Below are 19,502 nucleotides of genomic sequence, written 5' to 3' on the forward strand. Positions count from 1 at the left end.
TGGCAGCGTCAACACCGGGGGATTATCTATGAGTGTGTTATCGAGCATTACAAAATCGTTATCCAGGCTGTCAATGATAGGGCGCGCGTTAATGCTGCCTATTTCACTGCTGCCTGCTGCGGGTCTGTTACTGGCCTTCGGCGATAAATTCCATTTACCACTGATGATGAACGCAGGCGGGGTGATCTTCGATAACCTGCCGATGCTCTTCGCCATCGGTTCTGCAGTAGGGCTGGCGGCGGAGTCCGGGATTGCGGCGTTGTCGGCGGCGGTATCGGTCTTTATCATCAATATGACTATCGGCACGGTTCTGCACATCACGCCGGAAATGGCGGCGGCGGGCGGAAAATATGCCATGGTGGTGGGCATCCCGACGCTGCAGATGGGCGTCTTCGGCGGCCTGATTTCCGGTATCCTCGCCGCGTGGTGCTATAACAAATTCCACACCATGCAGCTTCCCGAATTCCTGGGGTTCTTCTCCGGCAAGCGTTTCGTGGCTATTGCCACGGCGTTTCTCTCCTTCCTGCTGGGCATGGCGCTGCCGTGGGTCTGGCAGTACATCCAGTCGGGGATTGATTCGCTCTCGGTTATTGTCAACGGCGACAACCAGGCGTTATCCACCTTTATCTTTGGCCTGACCGAGCGCGCGCTCATCCCGCTTGGCCTGCACCATATCTGGTATCCCTCTTTCTGGTACTCGTTTGGGGAATACACCACGCACGCAGGCCAGGTGATTCACGGCGACCAGACAATCTGGTTCAAGATGCTGGAAGAGGGCGTGAAATCCTTCAGCAGCGACAGCTACCAGAATGCCGGTAAATTCATGCAGGGCGAGTTCCCGCTGATGCTTTTTGCGCTGCCGGCCGCGTGCCTTGCGATGTATCACGAAGCGAACAGTAAAAATAAGAAAATTGCCTCCGGTATTCTGTTCTCTGCGGCGCTGACCTGTTTCCTGACGGGCATCACCGAGCCGGTTGAATTTACCTTTATCTTTGTGGCGCCGATTCTGTACGTGTTTAACGCGATTATGGCCGGGCTGTCTTATATGTGTATGTACCTGCTGCATGCGCATATCGCCAAGTCTTTCTCCGCGGGCATGATTGACTATATTTCCTTTGGCATTCTGCCGTCGTTTAACGGCTACCAGACTAACTTCCTGATGGCGGTTGTGGTAGGCGTGCCGATGGCGCTGATTTACTACTTCACCTTCCGCTTTGTGATCCGTCGTTTCGATGTGAAAACGCCGGGCCGCACGGAGGTTACGGCCAACGTCAGCGACAAAACCGATGCCGAACTGGCTGGCGATATTATCGGTCTGCTGGGCGGCGCGGAGAATATCAGCTCGGTTGGATCCTGCATCACGCGCCTGCGCCTTGAAGTGGATAAGAGCGATAAAGTTGATAAAGACGGCCTGAACAGCCTCGGCGCGCGCGGCGTGGTATTTGTTGGCGACTCAGGTATTCAGGTGATATTCGGCGCCCGAGCGCAGTTTATCGCCCAGACCATGTCGACAATGATGGCTAAATAACGTCCTTAAAAGATCGTGTTAGCCCCCTGTATGCTTACCGGGGGCTTTATGGTATTGATAACAAGGAAATTTGCATGGAAGGAGCGGGATGAAAAAGGTCAATATCATTGATGTAGCCCGGCTGGCCGGCGTCTCCGTCTCGACGGTGTCGCTGGTGCTGCGCAATAAGGGAAAAATCTCCGAGGCCACTATCGACAAGGTCAACGCCGCCATCAAGCAGCTTGGTTACGTCCATAATACGGCGGCGGCAAATCTGCGCGCAAATACCTCAAACCTGATTGGCCTGATTATCCGTGATTTTTCCGACTCCTTTTCCGTGAAGGTGACGGCAAGCGTAGTGCAACAGCTTGAGAAACAGGGCTTCATGGTATTTCTTGGTCAGCCGCAGGATGAGGATCGGCAGCTCCGTCAGTGCCTGACCTCTTTTTCTCAGCAGGGCGTGGCGGGGGTGATTTACCTGAATGCAAACCATGGCTCGTCTTCCGTTCCCGAGGTGATAACGGAATGTCCGCTACCGACGGTCATTATCTCTGAATCTTCCGTCATCAGCGCCAGAGACGTTATCGGGCGTGATAACCGTCAGGCCGGGAATCAGGCAACGCGTTATCTGATTGAACGTGGACACCGCAATATCGCCTGGCTTGGCGGAACCGCCGGCTGTCTGATTCGTCAGGAACGGCTGTTGGGCTATCGCGGGGCCCTCGCACAGTACGATTTACCGTTTCGCGAGGAGTGGGCGCCGGCCTGCGATAATGATACGCTCGCGGCGGCTACGGCAACTCGCCTGTTGCTTGAGCAAAGCAACAAAATTACCGCCATTCTCTGCCATTCCCCTTCCGTGATTATCGGTTGCCTGAGCGGCATCCAGCAGGTAGGGCGCACCGTGGGCAAAGATGTGTTTCTGACCCAGCAGGTTTCATTGATTGGTTTTGAAGATATGATGCATATCAATCTGACGTCGCCTTTGTTCAGCTACGTCTCGGCATCAAGCGAAGAAACCGGACGCCAGGCGGCGACGCTTATTATCAATAAAATAAAAGCGCCCACCTTACCGGCGCAAAAGATCGTTATCTCCGGCGAACTGGTACTGCGCGAATCGGCATAAAATTCCTTTATTCTTTATCAATTAATTAGCTCTCCGAAGTTCATTTTATACTTTCGCCCTCCCGTGAAGAGATAGCTCTGTATTTAAAAAGGGCGTTACCGGATTTTAACGGCTTCCCTTTTATTTTTTCAGTTTGTGAGTGGGCAGCGTTTTATATTGCAAACAACGGGGCTTTTGGACAGAATGTTTCTCCCTGCCACCTGAGTTTCCTTTAACTATGTTAAAACCTCTTATCTTCGGCCTGCTTATCTGTCTGAGTTTTTTTAGCGGCAGCGTTCTGGCGGTAAATTGTCAGCGTGCCAGCACGCCGCTGGAAAATACCGTCTGTAACAGCAACAACCTGCGCTGGCTGGACAACACCATGACGCTCATCTATCGCACGATGCTTATCAAAAACGACCCCGTAAAAGTACGCAAAACGTACACCCAATGGGAATCATCGCTGGGAAACTGCACCACGGATAGCTGTATTGAGCGCGCCTATTATGAGGGGATCGGCAAAATCTCTGATGTGGATAGTCTGTTCGACTGGCAAGGGCAGTGGTGGAATATGCGGGCGCCCAACATGAGCGGGGGGACGATACAGTTTAGCCGCAGCGCTGAATGGACCGTTACCATCGATATGCACGCGTGGGCCGGATTGAATAAGGATGACTTTACGGCAGAGGCGCGCAAGGTATACGGCATGGCCGTCGTTGAAAAAATGAAAGATACCAGCAACTGCAAGCTGCTGATCATTCCTAAAAAAGACGGCTCTCTTCAGGTGCACAGTAACGCCGAATGGGGCTGCCAGTTATCGATGCCTTCTGGGGTATTCCTCGACGGGCGATACGAAAAAGCAGAAAGCGATCCCCGCCCTGGCCCAACGTTGTTTACGATGGGGATTTTTGACAATCAAGCGCTTGATAAACAGTTCCATCTACTTACCGGAGAGGATTATCAAAAATTTGTTGAAACCGCGAACGTATTTATCTATCAGGAAGATATTGACAACATTGGCGCACGGGTCCTGTCGATGTGGGTGCGCGGAGCGGCGAATCGCCGGACGGCAATTATTATGTATACCCCGGCAGGAAAAATCTGGGCGGCGCGTATCTCGCCTTCGGCAAAGGGTGAACTTCAACTGCGCTATTACACCACAGAAAATAAAGACATGAAGTACATGCCGCGTACCCTGGTGAGCTGGAAAATGCGTTATTTTGATAACCAGTTTTAATCAGCGTATATAATATTCAACGCCCTCCTTTCTTTTATATCTTGCTAATCTGGCAGGATATAAAAGCTTATTCGGCACCTTTTTGTATGATTAATCACCGTTAATAACTTTTGTAATTGATTGATTTTAATGGATTAATGTTTTAATACCCATTAAAAATAAGACTCTTCCTGGTGCCTGAGTATAATGGCCTGCATCGAATGCTGTGATGTTGTAGTCTTCGTCAGTCAGATAGTTTAATTACGTTGGTGACGTCTTATGAATATCGTGGTTAATTGGGAAACCGGCAATGAAGAAGATTTTATTGCCAGCGCTCCCGCCAGTATAAATTTATTTGCGCAAGCCCGTCGTGTAGCACAGTTTAATGTGCCGGTGCTGATTACCGGAGAAACAGGAACCGGAAAAGAGTGCCTTGCAAAATATATTCATGAACATGCCGTCGGGAAAGGCGCGCCTTATATCGGCGTTAACTGTGCCGCTATTCCTGAAAACATGCTGGAAACTATCTTATTCGGCTATGAAGAAGGCGCATTTACCGGGGCCGCCGCCAGCGTGCCGGGTAAATTTGAGCAGGCGAACGGCGGCACATTATTACTTGATGAAATTGGAGATATGCCGCTGGCGTTGCAGGCTAAATTATTACGCGTGCTGCAAGAGCAGGCGTTTGAACGGCCGGGAAGCCACCAGCGCATTCCTTTGAATAGTCGCCTGGTAGCCTCAACCAATAAAGATTTGCAGGTTGAGATAGCCGCAGGCCGTTTCCGGCAGGATCTGTTTTATCGTCTTTCAGTGGTGCCGATGCATATCACGCCGTTACGCGAACGCGAACAGGATATCATTCCGCTGGCGCTGCGCTTTATCAATAAATACCGGGCCTTCCGCCAGGGTGAAATCCGCCTCGGCGACGAGGCGCGCGATGCGTTACTGAGCTACGACTGGCCGGGCAACGTGCGCGAACTTGAGAATGTCATTCAGCGCGGGCTGATTTTGTGTAACGGCGCGCAAATGACTCCACAGGATTTTGGCCTGCTGCAGAAGGAGACCCGTTTAGCGGCAACGACTGCCGCTGACGTGATGCCTGTATATCAGGAAACGCAAAGTGGCGGCGTTCGTGGGGCGATGTCCGCCATGCGTAACGTCAAGCTATGTGGCCGCATGGCGGAATACCAGTACATCATCGATTTACTGAAGCGGCACAAAGGCAATAAATCGAAAACCGCAGATTTTTTAGGTATCACCCCGCGGGCATTGCGTTATCGGCTGGCGTCAATGCGCGACAAAGGGCTTGATACTGAATGTTACTCCTGATGCCGGCAGGGATAAAAAAGTAAAAGTTTCAGTATCAGGCGGCGCTAAGCTGACCCGGAAGCAAGCCCGGCCGCAACGCATCATCGATGTAACGGATACAGAAAGATCATCCCGCTCTGACCAACCACGGCAGGCTGATCTTTCAGCTGCAACGGTTCCATCCAGATATCCGAATGCAGCAGCAGATCGACCAGGCCATCGATCATTAATCCTGATCGGGTGGTGCTTGAATAAATGGGCGTATAGGAAAAGAACATTTTTCCATCATCAAGCCCCACCCGGGTGAACTTACCTTTAAGCACAAAGCGGTTATCGTCCGGGCTGGTAATGGTCGTCAGGATAGTATTGCCGACGGTCTGCATACCTGAGTCGTAAATCTCTTTGCGTTGCGACATCAGATCGTAGAATCCCAGCTGGATCACGCCCTGAACCTTTTGCGGAAGAGGCGGCTTTGCTGGCCATATGAAGAACATCATCGCTATTAGCATCGCCAGCAACAAGGCACCGCCGGATAACCACCTATTCACCGGAACAGCCAGCCATTTCATTCAGCTTCCTCTTTGTTTCCCGCAGGATTAGGTTGTTTAACTGCACGCTATCGATACGCCAGTGATAGATAGCCATGGCCAACTGCTTGTTGTCGCAGCGGCTCTCTATGGAAAAGGTGTAGTTCAGCGTCTGATCGATACTCAGATAATAGACATTCATCGTGCTGGCCTGCGCTTTGAGCATTTGATTTAGCTGATAAAGCGTGTCCTTTAGCTTATCGTAAATCTGGTCTTTGTTACGATCCGGGTTGCTGGCTGGCACAATCTTGTAGATATGAATATTGCTGTAGACATTGGCCTCCTGCTCATTCACCAGCAGGCGATTTTGCCGGCCTTCCATGAAATACCACATGCCTCCACAGGCTATCAGCGCGGTCAGTATCACCACGATCAGCACAATGAACAGGCGGCGATAATGCTGCGCAGGGACATAAGGCGATGGCGAAATAATGCCCGCAGGCCGCTCTCCGGTCGGTTCTGCCGGGAGCGTTTGCCCTACCGAAGCAGCATGGTCCTGCTCCGGCAAAGTAACTAAGGTGGGCTGCCGGGCGGTTAAAGAGAGGAGCGAGTCCTCTGCAGGCAATACGTCGTCATTTTCTTTGACTTCATTTTCCGCTTTAATTACCGAGCAGCAATATTTCGCCTCCAGCAGATAACCTTTTTTAGGTATGGTTTTGATAATCCTCTGGTGTTTGCCATCGTCTTCCAGCGCTGAACGCAAAGCGTGAATCGCATTCGGTAAGCTGTTATTACCAATGACTCTCCTTTCCCAAACCAGATTGGTCAGCTGTTCGCGGGTGAGAATGACCCCGGTATTCTGGATAAATACCTCAAGGAGTTTTAATTGATACTCACCTAACCTTTTTCGTTCGCCGGTGGTCAGATGAAGAATAGAGCCGGAAGGAATATCGATTAACCAGTTATTTACAGAGCAATAGGATTTGTTCATTTTCAATAGCGGCAGTAAACCATTCCTGTAGGTACAAATTGATTTTAGCTGGGCCCAAAAAAAGCACAACTCATAATGAAATCTAATCATTAAGGCCGTTCAGCACTCATTATTAAACGGCTGCTCGCGGCGGGTGAAATTTAAGCGCCGCCGGCGCCTGGCGCGGTGATTATTACCCGCAGCAAGAGGGCAACAGAAGCGCGCCTGTGATCGGAGCGGCGCCAGGAAACAGCCTTGCTGCTGCCTTTTTACGCTATAAAAATGTACTGCGCAACTTATAACCTTGCGAAGGTTCTTATGCGTTTTTAAGAAGGCGCAGGGCAGGTTAATAACTATCATTTTTTGTAACCAAAATAAATTATTATGAATGCTATGTTGCACCTTCGATCGTCTGAAGCGATTTTTGTGTTTTTCTGTAGTTATAATCACATTGCGGAAATGGCCAGAGTATTTAAACTGTTTAGCTGGCCTGAAGTTTAAGGCTGGAAGGATATCTGGCGGAGGGGTTTTTATTGCCTTGCTTGCTAAGGCAGCGCTGAAAATAATATTAAACAGCAGCTGAAGAATTATTCAGGAAAATATAATTAGATAAGCTTTGCCTATTTTCCGTTCACCGGTTCGGTGGTGATATAAACCACCGCTTCCCGGTGAACGGAGCCCGTTAGCGATGGAACTCGCCAGCCGCCTCCGGCTGAAACTCTAACGCCAGCACTTCGAGGTTGGTCTGGTTGCCGTTTGGCAATACCCAGTTAATCGTATCTCCTACGCGCAAGCCCAGCAGCGCTGCGCCAACCGGGGCCATCACGGATAAGTGATTATCGCTGTCCGTCAGGTTAGCGGGATAAACCAGCGTGCGAACATGCTCTTCGCCGGACGACAGGTCGCGGAACTTCACGCGGCTGTTCATAGTGACCACATCCGCAGGGATCTTTTCCGGGCTGCACATCTCGGCACGGTCCAGCTCCGCATTCAGCGCCTGCGCCACCGGAAGGGTAGCGTACTGCGGCTGCTCCAGCAGACGATCGAGACGCTCGGCATCGAGGTCGTTAATGATGATGGCAGGTCTGGACATAATTCTCTCCGTGTAAAAAACAGGCACTCATGTGCGTGGCATAGAAACCGTACAAAGAAAAACCCTCACCGTAAACGATGAGGGTCTGGTCTTTACCGATGATACTGAGCTTAACCGCTGGTTAAAAGTGACCTGAGTCACAAACACGTATCCTCAGCTGATTACAGAATGATACTGCCTATCAGCGCAAACAGGAAGGCGATGGTGCCGATCAGGGTTTCCATCACGGTCCAGGTTTTCAGCGTGGTCTTCTCGTCCATCTCAAGGAAACGGCCAACCAGCCAGAAGCCGGAGTCGTTAACGTGTGACAGCACGGTAGCGCCACCGGCAATCGCGATGACGATAAAGCACAGGTCGAACTGGCTCAGGCCAGCCGTTGCGGCAACCATCGGTGAAACCAGCGCTGCGGTCGTTGTCAGAGCAACCGTTGCGGAACCTTGTGCTACACGCAGGGCGGTAGAGATAACAAAAGCTGCAACGATAACCGGCATACCGGTATGGGAGAGCACGCCAGCCAGCGCATCGCCAATGCCGCTTGCGCGCAGAACGCCACCGAACATACCGCCTGCGCCCGTCACCAGGATAATGCCGCAGATTGGGCCAAGCGCGCCGTCGCATACCTTTTCCAGGTGCTGACGGGTATGGTTGCGGCTAAAGACCAGCAGGGCAAAGAATACGGTGATCAGCAGCGCGATTGGCGTTTTACCCAGCATACGCAGGAAATTCACCAGCGTATTATCGGCGCTTACCCAACCCAGCACGGTCGCGGTATTCAGGCCGGTATCAAGGAAGATTAACACCAGCGGCATGAGCAGAATGGAAAGCACCATGCCGAACGACGGCGGCTGATGGTTAACGTCGGCTTCAAGGCTGCCCAGGAATGAAGAAGGCAGTTTGATATCAAACTTCTTACCCGCGTACTGGCCGTACAGATAGGCGCCCAGATACCAGGTCGGGATCGCGATAACCAGGCCGGTGATTACCAGCAGGCCGATGTTTGCGCCCAGCAGTTCGCTGGCGGCAACCGGGCCCGGATGCGGCGGCACAAGAGCATGCATAACGGCAAACGCACCGGCTGCCGGGAAGGCATACTTCAGGGTCGAGCCGCCAAACTGTTTTGCCACGCTGAAAATAATCGGCAGCATAACAACCAGGCCGGCGTCAAAGAAGATGGGGAAACCGAACAGTAGCGAAGCCACCCCCAGCGCGAACGGCGCACGGTGCGCGCCAAATTTACCGATAAGCGTATCCGCCAGCACTTTCGCACCGCCGGAAATTTCCAGTAAACGACCAATCATTGCGCCCAGACCTACCAGCAGCGCAACGCCTGCCAGTGTGCCGCCAAAACCGGTCAGCAGCGTCGGGACCACTTTATCAAACGGCACACCGGTCACTAGCGCGGTGGCGATACTTACAAAGGTTAACGCCAGGAAAGCGTGCACTTTAAAACGCATGATAAGAACAAGCAGGAGCACCACCGCGCAGGCTGCAATCCCTAGCAGGGTTCCCGCACCGTAATGAGCAGTTATTTCGGTCATAATAATTATCCTCGGGCCGAATTTCAGGTGAAAAGCTGTTAAGCATAATTCACTACGTTTCTGATACCGGTAACATGATATCGGTAACATTGCCTGTTCGGGAACGGGGGCGGTAATATTTGTTAACATTCTGCGAGCAAGGTCAAACTATCAAAATAAACACCGTAAAATGAGATCCAGCAGATTGCTCCTCATAAATAAACCTGCCTTGCGGCCAGTCCGCTTCTGAGACCGATCTACGTGAAGATTTAGAGAAAATGGCTATCCCGACGCTGATGATCCACGGCGATGAGGGCCAGATTGTACCGTTTGAAACCTGCGCTAAAGCCACGGCTCAGCGGCTGTCTGACTCGCAGTTTAAGGTCTAAGAGGGCGGTTTCCACGGGATTTGCACCACGGAAAAATACCGGGTGAATGCTGATTTGCTGGCCTTTTTGAAAAGCTAAAAACTACCGGATGATGCCTTGCTTATTCATCCTGCCGTTTTACGCAGGAAGGATAAGCGACTGGTGTTAAAGTTTACGCGAAGTAAAGCTATCGCTTATCCGTTTTGCCGCTTTCCGGCATCATTATTTCCTGCAAAATCTCATAACGCTGCCGGGGAGAAAGCCAGATCAATCCCAGCAGTTTTCGTTTTTTTCCTTCCCGTTCAAACTGGGCTTTAAGCTGGAGCAGATAGCGTCTGGTTGTGTTCACAGTGACCTCCGTATTTGATACGACAAGCCTAATCCCACAAACCCTGAAGTAATAGTGAAGCGATCGTTTTTACTCTTCCGTATTTATTCTGCTGCATAGCGCGTGTCGGCTAAAAACGTAATAAAAAAGCTATATCCGTGCAGTAGCTCCAGATTTTGCACAAAGTTTAGGCTGCAATCTTGCCGCTTGGTCAGATCGTTAACTAACGTTCTGGATGTCATGGCTATTTTTACGCCACCTCCGGTTACGTCTGACAAAAGAGGACAAAATGAAAAAGCTGACGTTAAGTCTTATTACCTTAGCGCTTGCGGGCATCACCAACGCCGCGCTTGCCGATACCCTGCGCATGGAATGCCCGATTTCCCCCGGCGGTAAGGAATACTGCAACTACGTCAAAGACCGTTTCGAAAAGCAAACCAGCAACAAGCTGGAATTTATCGAATTCCCGGCGGCCTCGGATGAAAAACTGGCGCTGCTGCAGCAGCTGTTCGCTGCCAAAGATGAAAAAGCGGTGGATCTGTTCCAGTCCGACACCATCTGGGTAGGGCTGCTCGACAGGCAGACGCTCGATTTAACCGATGCGGTTGCCGACATGAAAGACGACTTCTTCCCCGGCCCGTGGGCGAACGACACGGTGAACGGTAAAGTGAAAGCGATCCCGGCTTATCTGGACACCGGCGTGCTCTACTACCGCAAAGATCTGCTGGAAAAATACAAAGAGCAGCCGCCGAAAACCTGGGCAGATCTGACGCGTATCGCTACCAAAATACAGGCGGAAGAGCGCAAGGCCGGCCATAAAAACTTCTGGGGGATGATCTTCCAGGGCAAATCGTATGAAGGGCTGACCTGTAACGCGCTGGAGTGGATTAACTCTTACGGCGGCGGCACCTTTATCGATGAAAAAGGGAACGTGACCATCAACAATCCTAAGGCCGCAGCGGCGCTGGATATGGTCGCAGGCTGGATCGGTAAAATTACGCCGAAGGGGGCGCTTGGCTATAAAGAGGAAGAGTCCCGCGCCGTGTTCCAGAACGGCGACGCGCTGTTTATGCGCAACTGGCCTTACGCTTATCTGCTCTCGCAGGGCGAAGACAGCCCGCTGAAAGGTAAAGTTGGCGTGGCGCCGCTCCCGGCCGGGCCGGACGGCAAATCTGCCAATGCGCTGGGCGGCTGGCAGTGGTCCGTTAACGCCAACACCAGAAACAAAGAGGCGGCTATCGCCTTGCTGAAGATCCTGACCGATGCAGAGTCGCAGAAAATGCAGCTGAAATATCTTGGTTTTTCTCCGACACGTTCCGCGCTCTATGAAGACAAGAGCGTTCTGGAAACCGCGCCGCATCTGACGATGTTTAAAGAGATCTTCGCCAACGCGGTGCCACGCCCGGCAACGGCGACCAAAAGCCAGTATCCGCGCGTCTCTAACGCCATCTTCAACGTCACGTTCAAAGTACTTAACGGCGGCACTGACGGGAAAGCTGCCGTGGCGGATCTGCAAAAACGCCTGGAACGCGTGAAAGGCAAGGACTGGCATTAATTGGCTCATTCAGGCTATCAACAGCGCCGCCGTCGTATCGCGTGGATACTGGTGGCTCCCGCGCTTGTGTTGCTTGCACTGGCGGCCGGCTGGCCGCTGGTGCGTACCTTCTTCTTCAGCTTCACCAATGCGATGCTCGATAACCCGTCCGAGTATGAAATGGTGGGGCTGGCGAACTACTACGCCAGCAACGCCGGCGACAGCAGCGGGGTGCTGGTCGATCCGCTCTGGTGGCAGGCGGTAGGCAATACGCTGTGGTTTACCGTGATGTCGGTTGGTCTTGAATTGCTGTTCGGCATGCTGCTGGCGCTGCTGATGAATCAGAAGTTTCGCGGCCAGGGGCTGGTGCGCACCGCCATTCTGGTGCCGTGGGCCATCCCGACCATTGTGAGCGCCAAAATGTGGGGCTGGATGTTCCACGATCAGTACGGCGTGGTGAACGATCTGCTGGCGAAGATCTTTGGCTATCAGGCGCATCTGGCGTGGATTGCTGAACCGTCGCTTTCCATGTGGGCGGTGGTCATCGCCGATGTCTGGAAGACCACGCCCTTTATGGCGCTGATGCTGCTGGCGGCGCTGCAGCTTATTCCCAACGATCTTTACGAGGCGGCCCGGGTGGACGGCGCCAGCGCGTGGCAGCGCTTCAGGCGCATCACGCTGCCGCTGATCATGCCCGCGATGATCGTGGCGCTGATCTTCCGCGTGATGGACGCCATGCGCATCTTCGATCTGATATTTGTGCTGACCTCTAACAGCGAGGCTACGATGTCCGTCTCCGGCTACGCGCGCGAGCAGATCGTCTCCTATCAGGACATGGGCGTGGGCTCCGCGGCGTCGGTGCTGGTGTTTATAATGGTGGCGGGCATTGCCGCCTGCTTTATCCGCGTCTCACGTTTAAACGAGAAGGAGAAGCGGTAATGAAAACCACTCGTCGGCAGCGCAAATTCGCGCAAAATTTTGTGATATATGCCGGGGCGACTTTCGCCGTGTTGTTCTGCGTATTCCCGTTTTACTACGCGATTGTGACGTCGTTACGCACCGGCCAGGAGCTGTTTTTACCGGCCTATTTACCCAGCGGCTACCACTGGCACAACTACGTGGTGGCGCTGGTGGATAACGGCATCGCGCGCAGCCTGATGAACTCCGTGCTGGTGGCGACTATTACCGTTGGCATCTGCCTGCTGGTTTCCATCACGGCTTCATTTGCCCTGGCGCGCGTGCAGTTTCGCGGCCGTAAGTTTTTGTTGTTCACCATTCTTTGCGTCTCGATGTTTCCACAGGTGGCGGTGCTGACCGGCATGTTTGAGCTGGTGCGTTTCCTGGGGCTTTATAATTCACTCGGCGCGCTCATTCTCTCCTACACCACCTTTTCGCTGCCCTTTACCGTCTGGGTGTTAACGACGTTTATGAAGTCGATTCCCGTGGAGCTGGAAGAGGCGGCGATTGTCGACGGGGCGAAAACCTGGACCATCATCCGGCGAGTCTTCGCGCCGATCCTTGCGCCCGCGCTGGTCACGACCGGGCTGCTGGCGTTTATCGGCGCGTGGAATGAATTCATGTTCGCGCTGACGTTCATTATTTCCGGGGAGAAACGCACCGTGCCGGTGGCGATAAGCATGTTCAGCGGCGCCTCCACGTTTGAACTCCCCTGGGGCAGCATTATGGCGGCCTCGGTGGTGGTGACGCTGCCGATAATCGTGCTGGTGCTCATCTTCCAGAAACGTATTGTCAGCGGGCTGACCAGTGGAGCGATTAAGGGATAACTATGGCGCAACTCGTACTCGATAAAATCCAGAAACGCTACGGCACCTCGTCAGAAGTGATTAAACCCCTCGATCTTGAAGTGAACAGCGGGGAGTTTGTGGTGGTGGTGGGGCCATCCGGCTGCGGCAAGTCCACGCTGTTACGCATGGTGGCGGGGCTTGAGGAGATCAGCGGCGGTGAGATGCGCATTGACGGCACGCGGGTTAACGACGATTCCCCGTCCGAGCGCGGCATCGGCATGGTGTTCCAGTCTTATGCGCTCTATCCGCACATGACGGTGTATCAGAACATGGCGTTCGCGCTGGAAATGGCGAAGCTGCCGGGCAAGCAGATCGACGAAAAAGTGCGTGAAAGCGCGCGCATTTTGCAGCTGGAGCATTTACTCGACAGGCGACCTAAAGATCTTTCCGGCGGCCAGCGGCAGCGCGTGGCGATTGGCCGGGCGATCGTGCGGGAACCAAGCCTGTTTTTGTTCGACGAACCGCTGTCGAACCTGGACGCCTCTTTACGCGTGCAGATGCGTATGGAAATCGCCGCGCTGCACAAGCGCATCAACGCCACCATTCTCTACGTCACCCACGATCAGGTCGAAGCGATGACGCTTGCCGACCGCATAGTGGTCCTCAACCAGGGACAAATCGAACAGGTGGGTACGCCGCTCGATCTTTACGATCGCCCGGCGAACGAGTTTGTCGCGCAGTTTATCGGTTCGCCAAAAATGAATTTGATTCCGGGCGTGCTGACTTACGGTGGCGAGCAGCGCAGCGAGGTGATGCTTGAGAACCGCCAGCAAATTATTTTGCCGATAGCAAGCCCGGGAGAAGCGCAAAGCGTGCGGCTGGGGATCCGCCCTGAACATATTCAGCTTACCGAGCTTGCCCAGGCGGACGTCGAGGGGGAGGTGCTGTTTGTGGAGCATATGGGCAACGAAACGCTGCTCTACGTCAATAGCGGTTACGGTAGCGAACCGTTAGTGATGCGCCATACTGAAAGACTCGAAATCAAACCCGACCAGCGTATCGGCCTGCGTTTACCGCCGGAGAACTGCTACCTGTTTGACAGCGAAGGGAAGGCTTTTATGCGCTTTTAAAATGGTGGATGGCGCTGCGTTACCGAATATAAATGGTGGATGGCGCTGCGCTTATCCCCCCTACAAATGCATTCAGACGTAGGTCGGGTAAGCGCAGCGCCACCCGACAAAAAATAGAAAAGAATATAAATGGTGGATGGCGCTGTGCTTATCCACCCTACAAATGCATTCAGACGTAGGTCGGGTAAGCGCAGCGCCACCCGACAAAAAATAGAAAAGAATATAAATGGTGGATGGCGCTGTGCTTATCCACCCTACGAATACATTCAGACGTAGGTCGGGTAAGCGCAGCGCCACCCGACAAAAATAGAAAAGAGTATGAATGGTGGATGGCGCTGCGCTTATCCACCCTACGAATGCATTCAGAAGCCGGTCGGGTAAACGCATCGCCACCGGATATAAATGGTGGATGGCGCTGCGCTTATCCACCCTACGAATGCACTCAGAAGCCGGTCGGGTAAACGCATCGCCACCGGATATAAATGGTGGATGGCGCTGCGCTTATCCACCCTACGAATGCACTCAGAAGCCGGACGGGTAAACGCATCGCCACCGGATATAAATGGTGGATGGCGCTGCGCTTATCCACCCTACGAATGCATTCAGAAGCCGGTCGGGTAAACGCATCGTCACCGGATATAAATCATGGATGGCGCTGCGCTTATCCATCCTGTAAATGCACTCAGACGTAGGTCGGGTAAGCACAGCGCCACCCGACAAAAAGGAGGGAAGAGGTGGAAAAAAAATGGTGGCATAACGCGGTGGTGTACCAGATATATCCGCGCAGTTTTATGGACAGCAACGGCGACGGCATCGGCGACCTTGCCGGTATCATCAGCAAACTCGACTACCTTCAGCAGCTCGGCATTAATTTAATCTGGCTTTCGCCGGTCTACCGCTCGCCGATGGACGATAACGGTTACGACATCTCCGACTACGAAGACATTGCCGCCGAGTTCGGCACCATGGCGGAGATGGAAGCGCTGATCCGCCAGGCGAAACAGCGTGATATCCATATCCTGATGGATCTCGTCGTCAACCATACCTCCGATGAACATCCCTGGTTTATCGAAGCGCTGAAATCCCCGGATAGCCCTTATCGCGACTTCTACATCTGGCGCAAACCGGCGGCCGACGGCGGCCCGCCGAACAATTTCCGTTCCTATTTCGGCGGCAGCGGCTGGGCGTATGACGAGGCCAGCGGCGAGTATTATCTGCACCAGTTTTCTAAACGGCAGCCGGATCTCAACTGGGACAATCCCCGCGTGCATGAAGAAGTCCACGCCATGATGAACCGCTGGCTGGACAAAGGGATCGGCGGCTTCCGCATGGACGTTATCGACCTGATCGGAAAAGAGGTGGATAAGCAGATTATGGCGAACGGTAAAAATCTGCACATGCTTATCCGCCAGATGAACCGCGCCACATTCGGTAAAGGTGACTATGTGACGGTCGGCGAAGCCTGGAGCGCCTCGCCGCAGGATGCGCTGCTTTACAGCGCAAGCGATCGCGAAGAGCTGTCGATGGTTTTCCAGTTCGACCATATCAAACAGTTCTGGGACGAGCAGGCGGGCAAATGGCGCAGCAAACCGTTTGTGCTGGCGAATTTTAAAGCGGTGATTGAAAAGTGGCAAACGGCGCTTGCCGACCGCGGCTGGAACTCGCTGTTCTGGAGCAACCACGATCTGCCCCGCGCCGTGTCGAAGTTTGGCGATGAAGGCGAGTTCCGCGAAGCTTCCGCCAAAATGCTGGGCACCGCGCTGCACTGCCTGAAAGGCACGCCTTATATCTATCAGGGCGAAGAAATCGGCATGACCAACGTGCGCTACGCCACAATCGACGAGTATCGCGATATCGAAAGCCTTAACCTCTACAAAGAGCGGCTGACGGACGGCTTCAGTCACGATGAGATGATGACCGGGATACACGCCAACGGGCGGGACAATGCGCGCACGCCAATGCAGTGGGACGACAGCCCGAACGCCGGATTCACCACCGGTACGCCGTGGATTGCGGTCAACCCCAACTATCGTGAAATCAACGTCGCCGCAGCCCTGGCCGAGCCGGATTCTATTCTCTGGCATTACCAGAAGCTGGTGGCGCTGCGTAAGCAGTATCCGATTCTGGTCTACGGCGATTTCAGGCCCATACTGAAAGAACATCCGCAGGTATTCGCCTGGTTAAGAACGCTTGGTGAAGAGCAGCTGCTGGTGGTGAACAACTTTACCCGCGAGCATCTCACGCTTGATATTCCGCAGGAAATGCAGGCCTGGCACGGCGAATGTCTTATCAGCAACTACGCGCCGCGCGACCAGCTGGCGGTAAGCCTTGAGCTACAACCTTATGAATCATTTGCATTACTTATCGGGAGGTAACGATGGCGAACTGGTGGAAGGAGGCGGTAGCCTACCAGATTTATCCGCGCAGTTTTAAAGACAGTAACGGCGACGGCATCGGCGATCTGAACGGCGTCACCGAGAAGCTCGATTACCTGCAGGATCTCGGCATCGATCTGCTCTGGATCTGCCCGATGTACAAATCGCCTAACGATGATAACGGCTACGATATCAGCGACTATCAGGCCATCATGGATGAGTTCGGCACCATGGAGGATTTTGACCGCTTGCTGGCAGGCGCTCATGAGCGCGGCATGCGGCTGATTATCGATCTGGTGGTGAACCACACCTCCGACGAACATCCGTGGTTCCTTGAATCCCGCTCCTCACGCGATAATCCAAAGCGCGACTGGTACATCTGGCGCGATGGCAAAAACGGGGCGGAGCCTAACAACTGGGAAGGGATTTTCAAAGGTTCGGCCTGGGAGTTCGATCCCCAGACCGAACAGTATTTCCTGCATCTGTTCACCCGCCGTCAGCCCGATCTTAACTGGGAAAATCACGACATGCGCGCAGCGGTGTACGACATGATGCGCTGGTGGCTGGATAAAGGCATCGACGGCTTCCGCATCGACGCTATCGCCCATCTGAAAAAAGAGCCGCTGCTTGCCGATGTCGCTAACCCGGACAAGCTACGCTATGCGCCGTCGATGAAAAGCCATCTGAATTACGATGGGCTGCTGGACTACGTGGACGATATGAGCCGCAACGTGCTCAAACATTACGATATCGTCACCGTCGGTGAGATGAACGGCCTGTATGCGGATCGCGCCGAGGAGTGGGTTGGCGAGCACCGCAACAGACTGAGCATGGTATTCCAGTTTGAACATGTGCGCCTGTGGGAACCGGAAGAAGGGCTACGGCCGGAGCCTGCCGTGCTGAAGAAAATCTTTACCGCCTGGCAGGAGGCGCTGGAAGGAAAAGGCTGGAACGCGCTCTATGTCGAAAATCACGATCTGACGCGCATCACGTCGCGCTGGGGCGATACCGAGCACCACTGGCGGGAAAGCGCCACCTGCATCGCCGCGCTTTATTTCCTGATGCAGGGCACGCCGTTTATCTATCAGGGCCAGGAAATCGGCATGACCAATACCCGCTTTGGCGGGGTGGAAGATTTTGACGATGTATCTGCGAAAAATATGTGGCGGGAATTAGCCGGGCAGGGCAGAAGCGAAGAGGAGATCGTCGCATTTCTGACCAATACAGGGCGCGATAACTCCCGTACGCCGATGCAGTGGAATAACTGGCCCAACGCCGGATTTAGCGACGGCGAGCCGTGGTTCCCGGTCAATGCCAACTACGAGATGATAAACGTCGCCAGCCAGCAGCAGGACCCGAATTCGGTGCTGAACTTCTATCGCGCGCTGATCCAGCTGCGCCGGCAGGAACAAACGCTGATTTACGGGCGCTACGCGCTGGAACTGCCGCAGCACGAACAGATTTACGCCTATCGTCGCGAGCTAGCAGATGACAGATTCCTGGTACTGTGCAATATGTCTTCGAAGGCCGCCAGCTGGTCGGATATGGAGCTGTCGCTTCAGGGGATGCATTGCGTACTGGGGAATTATCCGCGGGTGGATGAGGATTACAGGCTGCACGCCTGGGAGACCCGGGTTTACAGGATTTAAGCAACAGAATGGAAGGCGGGACATTCATAACCATTTTACGGCAGATAGCGCTTACTCACCCGGTGCAACGCCCTTTCCAGGGCGGGTAAACGAACCCTGGTCGGTAGGGATGATGATTTATCTCTATGGGCAAACGTGGCGGTATGCGCACAGGCAGGCTCGCTGGTAATTGCCGCATTGCTAACCTTAACGCTGCCAAAGCACTGCGATCTGACGCCGGAAGAGAACCGTAAGCCAGCCGCAGGCGAGGCACGCGTTGCGGAATAATCAGTAACCCACTGCATCCAGGCGGAACTGCTTAGGGCAGCTGCCTGGATTTTTTTGCGTGGCGAAGGAGGCGCCGCTTAGCGCGTCGTTAATTTTGTTCGCCTTAAGCGATACCTGCATTTCCGTCAGATACGCCGGATTGCCGTTACAGGTCAGCTTTACCGCCTTCACCGCATCGCTTCCCCAGCTTTTATCCAGCGCTTTATTGAACGCTTTTCGCGTGACAACTTTGCCATAGTTTTGTGCCAGGAACTCGCCGAAGGGGCTTTGTCTGGCCTGCGCGTTAAGGCGCACCATAGCGCCAAAGTAGGCGTTCGGGTCAAAGCCGAAACAAGCCCCGTGCTTTGTAAACTCGTAGCGTTCCAGGCATGACTGGCCGCCCGCGCCCGGCATCACGCCAGAAAGCTTTGCTGCCATATCGGCTGATAATTCCGCAGCCGGAGCGCTGCATTTTTGCGCGCTGCGGGCCTCCGCCATATTCGGAACCGGACGTGTGGCGCAGCCGTAGCGCATCCAGCGTTTGTTATCCACGCCGCGTGAGGAAACTGATTTCGGCAGGCCGGGCCACAGGCCGTGTACCGTAAGGAATGCCCGCTTGTCCGCCTGTTCCCGCTGGAGCTTGCATTCGCCGGGCTCTTTCCGGTTACGCTCATGCATGTTCTGACAAAAACCTGTCTGCCAGGAGAGCGCCAGCACATAGGTGTCAAAATCGCCGTACTGTTTCGGTTGCAGAGGCCCGGCGTGGGCAAGCTGGATAGCTGCAAGGGTGATGCTCAGGACAAGCGCGTTTCGCCACATAATGAGGTTCCGTCAGGTGATAATTTCCAGAAGTGGCTTATTAAACCATAAAAAAAGCGCCTCAC

General features: G+C 53.7%; 17 protein-coding genes and 1 pseudogene. 12 read left to right on the plus strand and 6 right to left on the minus strand.

Going from position 1 to position 19,502, the window contains the following annotated elements; translation table 11 throughout:
- Positions 1–28 precede the first annotated feature (28 nt).
- The 4 genes from WLO31_RS05380 to WLO31_RS05395 all read left to right on the plus strand — a co-directional run bounded on the left by WLO31_RS05380 (position 29) and on the right by WLO31_RS05395 (position 5,157).
- Positions 29–1,528 carry a PTS transporter subunit EIIC gene (locus WLO31_RS05380; protein WP_435929462.1) on the plus strand — a complete coding sequence of 500 codons (1,500 nt, stop codon included), beginning with the start codon at positions 29–31 and terminating at the stop codon, positions 1,526–1,528.
- Positions 1,529–1,616: 88 nt separating this feature from the next.
- Positions 1,617–2,633: a Mal regulon transcriptional regulator MalI gene (gene malI / locus WLO31_RS05385; RefSeq protein ID WP_435929464.1), complete on the plus strand. Its 1,017-nt coding sequence runs from the start codon at positions 1,617–1,619 to the stop codon at positions 2,631–2,633.
- A gap of 217 nt (positions 2,634–2,850) precedes the next feature.
- Entirely contained in the window at positions 2,851–3,849 is a 999-nt protein-coding gene (locus WLO31_RS05390) for a lysozyme inhibitor LprI family protein (protein WP_435929465.1), read from the plus strand.
- 258 nt (positions 3,850–4,107) lie between these two features.
- Positions 4,108–5,157, plus strand: coding sequence for a sigma-54 interaction domain-containing protein (locus tag WLO31_RS05395; protein WP_435929467.1), 1,050 nt, complete (start codon positions 4,108–4,110; stop codon positions 5,155–5,157).
- Between the two features lie 80 nt (positions 5,158–5,237).
- On the opposite strand, the gene WLO31_RS05400 is transcribed toward WLO31_RS05395, so the two are convergent.
- From WLO31_RS05400 to WLO31_RS05415, 4 genes are all read right to left on the minus strand, one after another.
- Positions 5,238–5,705 (minus strand): hypothetical protein, encoded by a 468-nt coding sequence (locus tag WLO31_RS05400; protein ID WP_435929468.1) that lies wholly within the window; start codon positions 5,703–5,705, stop codon positions 5,238–5,240.
- The gene (locus WLO31_RS05405; protein WP_435929470.1) at positions 5,677–6,654 is read right to left on the minus strand and encodes a winged helix-turn-helix domain-containing protein; all 978 of its coding nucleotides are present in this window, start codon (positions 6,652–6,654) and stop codon (positions 5,677–5,679) included. The genes WLO31_RS05400 and WLO31_RS05405 overlap by 29 nt, the downstream gene beginning before the upstream one ends.
- A 661-nt stretch (positions 6,655–7,315) precedes the next feature.
- Complete coding sequence (gene rnk, locus WLO31_RS05410; protein WP_435929472.1) at positions 7,316–7,726, minus strand: nucleoside diphosphate kinase regulator; 411 nt, start codon at positions 7,724–7,726, stop codon at positions 7,316–7,318.
- Positions 7,727–7,887: 161 nt separating this feature from the next.
- Positions 7,888–9,264 carry a GntP family permease gene (locus WLO31_RS05415; protein ID WP_435929473.1) on the minus strand — a complete coding sequence of 459 codons (1,377 nt, stop codon included), beginning with the start codon at positions 9,262–9,264 and terminating at the stop codon, positions 7,888–7,890.
- A gap of 209 nt (positions 9,265–9,473) precedes the next feature.
- On the opposite strand from WLO31_RS05415, the pseudogene WLO31_RS05420 reads away from it, so the two are divergent.
- Positions 9,474–9,710, plus strand: a pseudogene (locus tag WLO31_RS05420) (alpha/beta fold hydrolase); the annotation flags it as partial.
- Between the two features lie 88 nt (positions 9,711–9,798).
- On the opposite strand, the gene WLO31_RS05425 reads toward WLO31_RS05420, so the two are convergent.
- Positions 9,799–9,960 (minus strand): hypothetical protein, encoded by a 162-nt coding sequence (locus WLO31_RS05425; protein ID WP_435929474.1) that lies wholly within the window; start codon positions 9,958–9,960, stop codon positions 9,799–9,801.
- 268 nt (positions 9,961–10,228) lie between these two features.
- On the opposite strand from WLO31_RS05425, the gene WLO31_RS05430 reads away from it, so the two are divergent.
- From WLO31_RS05430 to WLO31_RS05460, 7 genes are all read left to right on the plus strand, one after another.
- Positions 10,229–11,494 carry an ABC transporter substrate-binding protein gene (locus tag WLO31_RS05430; RefSeq protein WP_435929476.1) on the plus strand — a complete coding sequence of 422 codons (1,266 nt, stop codon included), beginning with the start codon at positions 10,229–10,231 and terminating at the stop codon, positions 11,492–11,494.
- Positions 11,495–12,412: a carbohydrate ABC transporter permease gene (locus WLO31_RS05435; protein WP_435929477.1), complete on the plus strand. Its 918-nt coding sequence runs from the start codon at positions 11,495–11,497 to the stop codon at positions 12,410–12,412.
- Positions 12,412–13,257 carry a carbohydrate ABC transporter permease gene (locus WLO31_RS05440; protein WP_435929478.1) on the plus strand — a complete coding sequence of 282 codons (846 nt, stop codon included), beginning with the start codon at positions 12,412–12,414 and terminating at the stop codon, positions 13,255–13,257. The genes WLO31_RS05435 and WLO31_RS05440 overlap by 1 nt, the downstream gene beginning before the upstream one ends.
- 2 nt (positions 13,258–13,259) lie before the next feature.
- On the plus strand, positions 13,260–14,348 hold the full coding sequence (locus tag WLO31_RS05445; protein ID WP_435929479.1) for an ABC transporter ATP-binding protein: 1,089 nt from the start codon (positions 13,260–13,262) through the stop codon (positions 14,346–14,348).
- Between the two features lie 791 nt (positions 14,349–15,139).
- The gene (locus WLO31_RS05450) at positions 15,140–16,723 is read left to right on the plus strand and encodes a glycoside hydrolase family 13 protein (RefSeq protein WP_435930520.1); all 1,584 of its coding nucleotides are present in this window, start codon (positions 15,140–15,142) and stop codon (positions 16,721–16,723) included.
- A 2-nt stretch (positions 16,724–16,725) separates the two neighbouring features.
- Entirely contained in the window at positions 16,726–18,372 is a 1,647-nt protein-coding gene (locus tag WLO31_RS05455; RefSeq protein WP_435929481.1) for a glycoside hydrolase family 13 protein, read from the plus strand.
- Between the two features lie 135 nt (positions 18,373–18,507).
- Positions 18,508–18,639, plus strand: a complete 132-nt coding sequence (locus WLO31_RS05460; RefSeq protein WP_435929483.1) for a hypothetical protein — start codon at positions 18,508–18,510, stop codon at positions 18,637–18,639.
- On the opposite strand, the gene rna is transcribed toward WLO31_RS05460, so the two are convergent.
- Positions 18,640–19,437 carry a ribonuclease I gene (rna, locus tag WLO31_RS05465; protein ID WP_435929484.1) on the minus strand — a complete coding sequence of 266 codons (798 nt, stop codon included), beginning with the start codon at positions 19,435–19,437 and terminating at the stop codon, positions 18,640–18,642.
- Between the last annotated feature and the right edge of the window lie 65 nt (positions 19,438–19,502).

Source organism: Dryocola sharpae (assembly GCF_051307055.1).
In the GTDB taxonomy this organism is placed as follows: domain Bacteria; phylum Pseudomonadota; class Gammaproteobacteria; order Enterobacterales; family Enterobacteriaceae; genus Dryocola.

Bases quoted from the DNA above. Each gene is read 5' to 3' on its own strand.
- WLO31_RS05405 (WP_435929470.1), bottom strand. From the start codon at position 6,654: ATGAACAAATCCTATTGCTCTGTAAATAACTGGTTAATCGATATTCCT.
- WLO31_RS05380 (WP_435929462.1), top strand. From the start codon at position 29: ATGAGTGTGTTATCGAGCATTACAAAATCGTTATCCAGGCTGTCAATG.
- WLO31_RS05450 (WP_435930520.1), top strand. From the start codon at position 15,140: ATGGACAGCAACGGCGACGGCATCGGCGACCTTGCCGGTATCATCAGC.
- WLO31_RS05440 (WP_435929478.1), top strand. From the start codon at position 12,412: ATGAAAACCACTCGTCGGCAGCGCAAATTCGCGCAAAATTTTGTGATA.
- WLO31_RS05395 (WP_435929467.1), top strand. From the start codon at position 4,108: ATGAATATCGTGGTTAATTGGGAAACCGGCAATGAAGAAGATTTTATT.
- WLO31_RS05430 (WP_435929476.1), top strand. From the start codon at position 10,229: ATGAAAAAGCTGACGTTAAGTCTTATTACCTTAGCGCTTGCGGGCATC.
- WLO31_RS05415 (WP_435929473.1), bottom strand. From the start codon at position 9,264: ATGACCGAAATAACTGCTCATTACGGTGCGGGAACCCTGCTAGGGATT.
- malI (WP_435929464.1), top strand. From the start codon at position 1,617: ATGAAAAAGGTCAATATCATTGATGTAGCCCGGCTGGCCGGCGTCTCC.
- WLO31_RS05400 (WP_435929468.1), bottom strand. From the start codon at position 5,705: ATGAAATGGCTGGCTGTTCCGGTGAATAGGTGGTTATCCGGCGGTGCC.
- WLO31_RS05390 (WP_435929465.1), top strand. From the start codon at position 2,851: ATGTTAAAACCTCTTATCTTCGGCCTGCTTATCTGTCTGAGTTTTTTT.
- WLO31_RS05445 (WP_435929479.1), top strand. From the start codon at position 13,260: ATGGCGCAACTCGTACTCGATAAAATCCAGAAACGCTACGGCACCTCG.
- WLO31_RS05455 (WP_435929481.1), top strand. From the start codon at position 16,726: ATGGCGAACTGGTGGAAGGAGGCGGTAGCCTACCAGATTTATCCGCGC.
- rna (WP_435929484.1), bottom strand. From the start codon at position 19,437: ATGTGGCGAAACGCGCTTGTCCTGAGCATCACCCTTGCAGCTATCCAG.
- rnk (WP_435929472.1), bottom strand. From the start codon at position 7,726: ATGTCCAGACCTGCCATCATCATTAACGACCTCGATGCCGAGCGTCTC.